Consider the following 6835-nt stretch of genomic DNA (forward strand, 5'->3'; position numbering starts at 1 on the left):
GCCCACCACAGCCGCAAACCAGCCCCAACGCAAATCAGGGGTCCCCCACCGGGGAACCCCTGATTTCAACGCTACTTCACAGGTCCGACATTTTCGGCCGCACCCACAACCCGAAAAATCCTCAGCCGCGAGCCAGTTCCACCAGGTGCTGCACGACGGCGTCGACGGCGACGTCCGACCGCTCACCGGAGCGGCGGTCCTTCACCTCGACGACCCCGTCCGCCAGCCCGCGCCCGACGACCAGGATCGTCGGGATCCCGATCAGCTCGGCGTCCTTGAACTTCACGCCGGGGCTCACCTTGGGACGGTCGTCCAGCAGCACGGTCAGGCCAGCGGCGTGCAGCTCGCCCGCCAGCTTCTCGCCGCCCGCCAGCAACGCCTCGTCCTTGCCCGCCACCACCAAGTGCACGTCGGCGGGAGCCACGTTCCGGGGCCAGATCAGGCCCTTCTCGTCGTGGCTCTGCTCGGCGATGGCCGCGACGAGCCGCGACACGCCGATGCCGTAGGACCCCATCGTGATCCGGATCGGCTTGTTGTTCGCGTCCAGCGCGTCCAACGAGAACGCGTCCGCGTACTTGCGGCCGAGCTGGAAGATGTGGCCGATCTCGATGCCGCGCGCGGACTCCAGGACGCCGTGGCCGTCGGGCGACGGGTCGCCCGCGCGCACCTCGGCGACGTCGATGACGCCGTCCGCGGTGAAGTCGCGGCCCGCGACCAGGTCCACCACGTGGTGGTCGGCCTTGTCCGCGCCGGTCACCCACGCCGTGCCGCGCACGACGCGCGGGTCGACCAGGAACCGGACCCCGTTGGCCAGCAACGCACCCGGCCCGATGTAGCCCTTGACCAGGAACCCGTTGCGGGCGAAGTCGACGTCCTCGAGCATCGCCACCTCGGCGGGCTCCAGCGCCGCCTCGAGCCGCTTGAAGTCGACCTCCCGGTCGCCGGGCAGGCCGATCGCCAGCAGCGACCAGTCCTTCTCGCCGGGCTTGCGGGTCTTCACCAGCACGTTCTTCAACGTGTCCGCGGCGGTGAACGTGCGCCCCAGTGACGCGCCGTTCAGGAAGTCCACCAGCGTCTGGATCGTCGGCGTGCCGGGCGTGTGGTGCACCGAGGACTCGGGCTTGTCCTCAACGGACTCCTCCGGCGGCGCGGGCGTCGTCACGGCCTCGACGTTCGCCGCGTACCCGGACTCCGTGCTCCGCACGAACGTGTCCTCGCCGGTCTCGGCGACGGCCAGGAACTCCTCCGACGCCGACCCGCCCATCGCGCCGGACGTGGCCGACACGATCACGTACTCCATGCCGAGCCGCTCGAAGATCCGGATGTAGGCGTCGCGGTGCGCCTGGTACGACGTCGACAGGCCCTCGTCGGTCAGGTCGAACGAGTACGAGTCCTTCATCAGGAACTCGCGCCCGCGCAGGATGCCCGCGCGGGGCCGCGCCTCGTCCCGGTACTTCGTCTGGATCTGGTACAGCGTGACCGGGTAGTCCTTGTACGAGTTGTACTCGCCCTTCACGGTGAGCGCGAACAGCTCCTCGTGGGTCGGCCCGAGCAGGTAGTCCGCACCCTTGCGGTCCTTGAGGCGGAACAGGTTCGGCCCGTACTCGGTCCACCGGTTCGTCGCCTCGTAGGGCTCCTTGGGCAGCAGCGCGGGGAACTGGATCTCCTGCGCGCCGAACGCGTCCATCTCCTCGCGCACGACCCGCTCGATGTTGCGCAGCACACGCAGGCCCAGCGGCAGCCAGGTGTACCCGCCCGGTGCGACGCGGCGGACGTAGCCGGCGCGGACCAGCAGCTTGTGGCTGGGTACTTCGGCGTCGGCCGGATCCTCGCGCAAGGTGCGGAGGAACAGCGACGACATCCTGGTGATCACGATGGGTACTCCTCGTGGAGAACGGTGTCCGAACAGCGTAGTGAAGACCGTTCGCCCAGTTCCAACGGGTTACGCCCACCACCCCCGTCGCGCAGGTGGCACGGCGTTCCCGAGAATTGTCGGACCCCCGCTCTACCGTCTCCCGCATGACGCTCACCATCGGCATGGTCACCATCGACACGGGTGACCCGCACAAGCTGGCCGACTTCTGGACGAAGGCCCTCCGCACCACGGTCCAGCACGACTGGGGCGAATTCCTCATCCTCGCCCCCGCCGAGGAAGGCGCGGTCCAACTGGGCCTGCAACGGGTCGAGGTGGTGGCCCCAGGAAAGAACCGCGTCCACTTCGACATGCACGTCGAAGACCGCGCGGCCGAGGTGGCCCGCCTGACCGAACTGGGAGCCTCGGAAATCGCCGAACACACCGTCCCCGGCCTCACCTGGACAGTCCTGGCAGACCCGGACGGCAACCAGTTCTGCATCGGCCAACCCGGCTGACCCCACCACGACGGTGGGCGGCCACCACGGTCCGGGGCGGCGTTCACGGCGGGAATGACCCGGCTGCCGGAACCGTCGTTCATCGCGGACCGGCCACCGAGGAGGGCTCGGCCACCAGAATCGCTGCCAGGCCGCGCCGCACCGACTGAACCACCTAGGTCGGGTCGCCTTCGGCAGCGCTGGCCAAGTCACCCTCGGCGGGTTCCGGCGTGGTCGGGCAGCCGCCAGATCCCGTCCGGCCGCCCCTGCCGGACTGCCTTCGGCGGCGACGGCTCGGCGGCCGGGACCGCTGCCCGCCGGGCCGCCTTCGGCAGGCCTGGGTGGTCCCGTCCCAGACCCGGTCGGGACCACGGGTCCGGGCCCTGCCCTACCCTCACCCTGTGCTTTTGCTGCTTCCCCCCTCGGAGACCAAGGCCGCCGGTGGCGTGGGCGCTCCGCTCGACCACTCCGTCCTGACCTGCCCCGAACTGACCCCCGTCCGGGAGAAGATCGCGCACGCCCTGGTCGAACTGGCGGCGGACGTTCCCGGCAGCCTCGCCGCGCTCGCGCTCTCCGAACGGCAGGCGGACGAGGTCCAGCGGAACGCGGAGCTGTGGCGTTCCCCGACCATGCCCGCCCTCGCCCGCTACACCGGCGTCCTCTACGACGCCCTCGACCTCCCCACCCTCAAGAAGGGCGAGCGGGACCGGGCGTTCCACCGGCTCGCGATCGCCTCGGCCCTGTTCGGCGTGGTGCGCGGCGGCGACCCCATTCCCGCCTACCGGCTCTCCGGCGGCAGCGCGCTCCCGTCGATCGGACCCCTCGGCGCGCTCTGGCGTCCGGCGCTCGAACCGGCCCTGGCCGAGATCGACGACTTCGTCGTGGACCTCCGCTCGGGCCCGTACGCCACGCTCGCGCGCATCCCCCACGCCGTCACCGTCCGCGTCGTGAGCGAGGACGGCTCGGGCGTGCGCAAGGCCGTGAGCCACTTCAACAAGGCCCACAAAGGACTGCTCGCCCGCGCGCTCGTGGTCTCGCGGGCCGAGCCCAAGAACCTCAACGGCCTGGTCAAGGTCGCGAAAGCCGCCGGGTTCCGGGTGGAGAAGACCGGCGACCGCACGGCCGACCTGTTCACAGATTAAATCGGTTGCGACGACCGATCGGCCCTTGAGAAGCTGCACGGAGCACTGCCCGGTGGAACAGGTCTGCCGGTGGACGCGAGGAGGTGCGCGGTGAAGACGACTGTCCGAGACGTGGCACCAGCCCGTCCACCCGCCCCCCTCGGCTAGCAGCGTCTCGACGCGCGCCCAGGTGGGGTGCAAGCAACCCTCTCTCAAGGAGACCCCACCAGTGCGCGAGCACGACGAGTACGACTACGAATCCGCCTTCGACGACGTCCAGGACACCCTGCGTCGGGGCAAGCGCAAGATGCGAACCGACGACCGCGCCCGCACCGGCCGGTTGACGGAAGAGGAACGCTCCACTCTGGCCCGTCTGCGCGAGGACGCGGTCAGCGCGCCGGACACGCCCGAGGGCGCCGACCGCTGGTCCACGTGGGGCGACGCCGACCACGGGCCGACGCCCCGCCCCGACTGGGTGATCACCGACCTGGGCGCGGCCGACCGCGAGCTGGGGATCATCAAGACCGGCAAGGAAGCGGACGTCCACTTGGTCGAGCGGTCCACACCGGACCAGAGCTGCCTCATGGCCGCGAAGCGGTACCGGGGCAGCGACCACCGCATGTTCCACCGCGACGCCGGCTACCTCGAAGGCCGTCGCATGAGGCGGTCGCGCGAGATGCGGGCGATGAGCAACCGCAGTTCGTTCGGCCGCAACCTGATCGCCGAGCAGTGGGCGGTCGCGGAGTTCGCGGCGTTGAGCAGGCTGTGGCTGCTCGGCGCTCCCGTCCCGTACCCGGTGCAGCGCAGCGGCACCGAACTGCTGCTGGAGTTCCTCGGGGACGCCGACGGCACCGCCGCTCCACGCCTGGCGCAGCTGCGGCCGGATCCGGACGAACTGGTCGACCTGTGGTCCCAGCTGGTGGGCACGCTGACCATGCTGGCCGCCGAGGGCGTCGCGCACGGCGACCTCTCGGCGTACAACCTGATGGTCCACGAGGGCAGGCTGATCCTCATCGACCTGCCCCAGGTCGTGGACCTGGTGGCCAACCCGAAGGCCGAGTCGATCCTGGAGCGGGACGTCCACAACGTCTCCACCTGGTTCACCACGCGCGGCCTCGCCCCGGAGCTGGCCGACCACCACGAGCTGATGGTGGTCCTGGTCGACGCCGCCGGCTTGAACTGACGGCCAACGGGTGTCGGGCGCGGGAACAACCGCCCGACACCCGTTGTTCTTCTCCACGCGCAGACGAAACGGAGTGCACGAGGTCCGAACGGGAGCGGCCGTTCAACCCCGGTTCCCGAAGTGGGACAACACGAGGTGAATTGCTTCACCTCAGACCCCCCACCAGCGGGAATGATCCAAATTCCCCTATTTCCCCCACACGTGTTCCAGCCCCTGTGCGCAAGAACACGACCCCTGGGCACCCCTACCCGCGACGCGCACTTCCGATGATCAGCTAGAGTGGTCCTTGCACCGCGCAAATGCCTGCACAACTTCCTGTGCTCGCGAGACCACCTCGGGTCGGTCATCGGTGCTCCTAACAACCATCGGCGCGACAACACGCGTCGGGCTCGTCCTTGCGATCGGCGCCGCGACCCGCTGCACAACTGCGGAGCATCCCCGAGACGTGCCATGTCCCGGAGGTTTGTTTTGCCACCCACGTCCCAGGGCCGTTCCGAGCGTCCGTCGTTCCGCAAGCCGCGGCCGCGTCGCTCTGGCCAGGGCAATGGCCGCTCCCAGTTCGCTGAGGCCGGTCCTTCCACTGTCGCCGAACACGTCGAGAGCACCGTGCCGGAAGGCCCGCTGCCGACGTTCGCCGAGCTCGGTCTCGCCGACGAGCTGCTCCGCGCGCTGACCGCCGCGGGCATCGAAGCCCCCTTCCCGATCCAGGCCGCCACGCTCCCCGACGCCCTCGCGGGCCGGGACGTGCTCGGCCGCGGCCAGACGGGCTCCGGCAAGACGCTGGCGTTCGGTCTGGCGCTGCTGTCCCGCCTCGCGGGCCAGCGGGCCAAGCCGCTCATGCCGCGCGCACTGATCCTGGTGCCCACCCGTGAGCTCGCGATGCAGGTCGAGGAAGCCCTCACCCCGTTCGCCCGGTCGCTCGGCCTGTCCGCGCGCACCGTCGTCGGCGGCACGTCGTTCCCGCGTCAGATCGACGCGCTGCGCCGTGGTGTCGACCTCCTGATCGCGACGCCGGGCCGCTTGTCGGACCACGTCCGCCAGGGCACCTGCGACCTGTCCGACGTGCGCTTCACCGCGTTGGACGAGGCCGACCAGATGGCCGACATGGGCTTCATGCCCCAGGTCCGCGCCATCCTCGACCTCACCCCGCAGGACGGCCAGCGGATGCTGTTCTCCGCGACGCTCGACGGCGACGTGGACAAGCTGGTCCGCCAGTACCTGCACAACCCGGTGACCCACTCGGTCGCGCCGCCCACCGGCAGCGTCACCACCATGGAGCACCACCTGCTGCTCGTGTCGGCCGATGACAAGCAGAACGTCATCACCGAGGTGGCCGCCCGCGAGGGCCGCACGATCATGTTCGTGCGCACCAAGCACCACGTGGACCGCCTGGCCAAGAAGCTCCGTTCGGTCGGCGTCCACGCGGGCGCCCTGCACGGCGGCAAGGCCCAGAGCGCCCGCACCAGGGTCCTCGGCGAGTTCCGCGACGGCACCACCCCGGTCCTCATCGCGACCGACGTGGCCGCCCGCGGCATCCACGTGGACGACGTCAGCCTCGTCGTCCACGTAGACCCGCCTGCCGACTCCAAGGACTACCTGCACCGCGCCGGCCGCACGGCCCGCGCAGGCCAGTCCGGCGTGGTCGTCACGATGGTCACCCACGACCAGCGCCGTGCCGTCCAGGGCCTCACCGCCCGCGCGGGCATCCGCCCGGAGAGCACCAAGGTGTCCCCCGGCAACGAGGACCTGATCCGCATCACGGGCGCCCGCGTCCCCAGCGGCGAACCGGTCATCGAGCCCGTCATCCCCGAGCGCGGCAACCGCCGCGGCGGCCCCCGACGCGGAGGCCCCTTCGGCTCCGGCGGCGGCCGCACCTCCGAGTTCCGCGGCGGCAGCCGTGGCCGCAGCGACCGCGGCTCCAGCAGCGGCCGCAGCGAGGGCGGCTACCGAGGCGGCGCAACAGCCAGCGCAGGCGCAGGCGCCAGCAGCGGCCGCCCCCGCCCCGCCCGCTCGTACTAAGCAAACAGCTAGACAAGAAGCGAAAGGCCCCCTGGCACAAGCCTGGGGGCCTTTCGCTTTCGGCCTTTTCGCTTTCCGCCCACCAAACAAAAGCACCCAACCCAGGCGACTCCCAGACCCCCCTCCCCACCCCGATCCGAAGCGCCTTCGCATCCTTTTTGTC

At 70.5% G+C, this 6835-nt stretch carries 5 protein-coding genes; 4 read left to right on the forward strand and 1 reads right to left on the reverse strand.

Annotation, left to right across the window (positions count from 1 at the left end; genetic code table 11):
• Positions 1 to 121: 121 nt before the first annotated feature.
• Positions 122 to 1873 (reverse strand): proline--tRNA ligase, encoded by a 1752-nt coding sequence (locus tag ACFWW9_RS45360; RefSeq protein WP_390389739.1) that lies wholly within the window; start codon positions 1871 to 1873, stop codon positions 122 to 124.
• Between the two features lie 146 nt (positions 1874 to 2019).
• Here ACFWW9_RS45360 and ACFWW9_RS45365 point away from each other — a divergent pair, with 146 nt between their 5' ends.
• From ACFWW9_RS45365 to ACFWW9_RS45380, 4 genes are all read left to right on the forward strand, one after another.
• A complete protein-coding gene (locus tag ACFWW9_RS45365) occupies positions 2020 to 2370 on the forward strand; it encodes a VOC family protein (protein ID WP_390389741.1) in 351 nt (116 codons plus the stop codon).
• Between the two features lie 380 nt (positions 2371 to 2750).
• A complete protein-coding gene (yaaA, locus tag ACFWW9_RS45370) occupies positions 2751 to 3491 on the forward strand; it encodes a peroxide stress protein YaaA (protein ID WP_390389742.1) in 741 nt (246 codons plus the stop codon).
• Positions 3492 to 3699: 208 nt separating this feature from the next.
• Positions 3700 to 4653 carry a serine protein kinase RIO gene (locus ACFWW9_RS45375; RefSeq protein ID WP_390389745.1) on the forward strand — a complete coding sequence of 318 codons (954 nt, stop codon included), beginning with the start codon at positions 3700 to 3702 and terminating at the stop codon, positions 4651 to 4653.
• A 450-nt stretch (positions 4654 to 5103) separates the two neighbouring features.
• Complete coding sequence (locus ACFWW9_RS45380) at positions 5104 to 6672, forward strand: DEAD/DEAH box helicase (protein ID WP_390389746.1); 1569 nt, start codon at positions 5104 to 5106, stop codon at positions 6670 to 6672.
• Positions 6673 to 6835 lie beyond the last annotated feature (163 nt).

This window comes from Umezawaea sp. NPDC059074 (assembly GCF_042738955.1).
In the GTDB taxonomy this organism is placed as follows: domain Bacteria; phylum Actinomycetota; class Actinomycetes; order Mycobacteriales; family Pseudonocardiaceae; genus Umezawaea.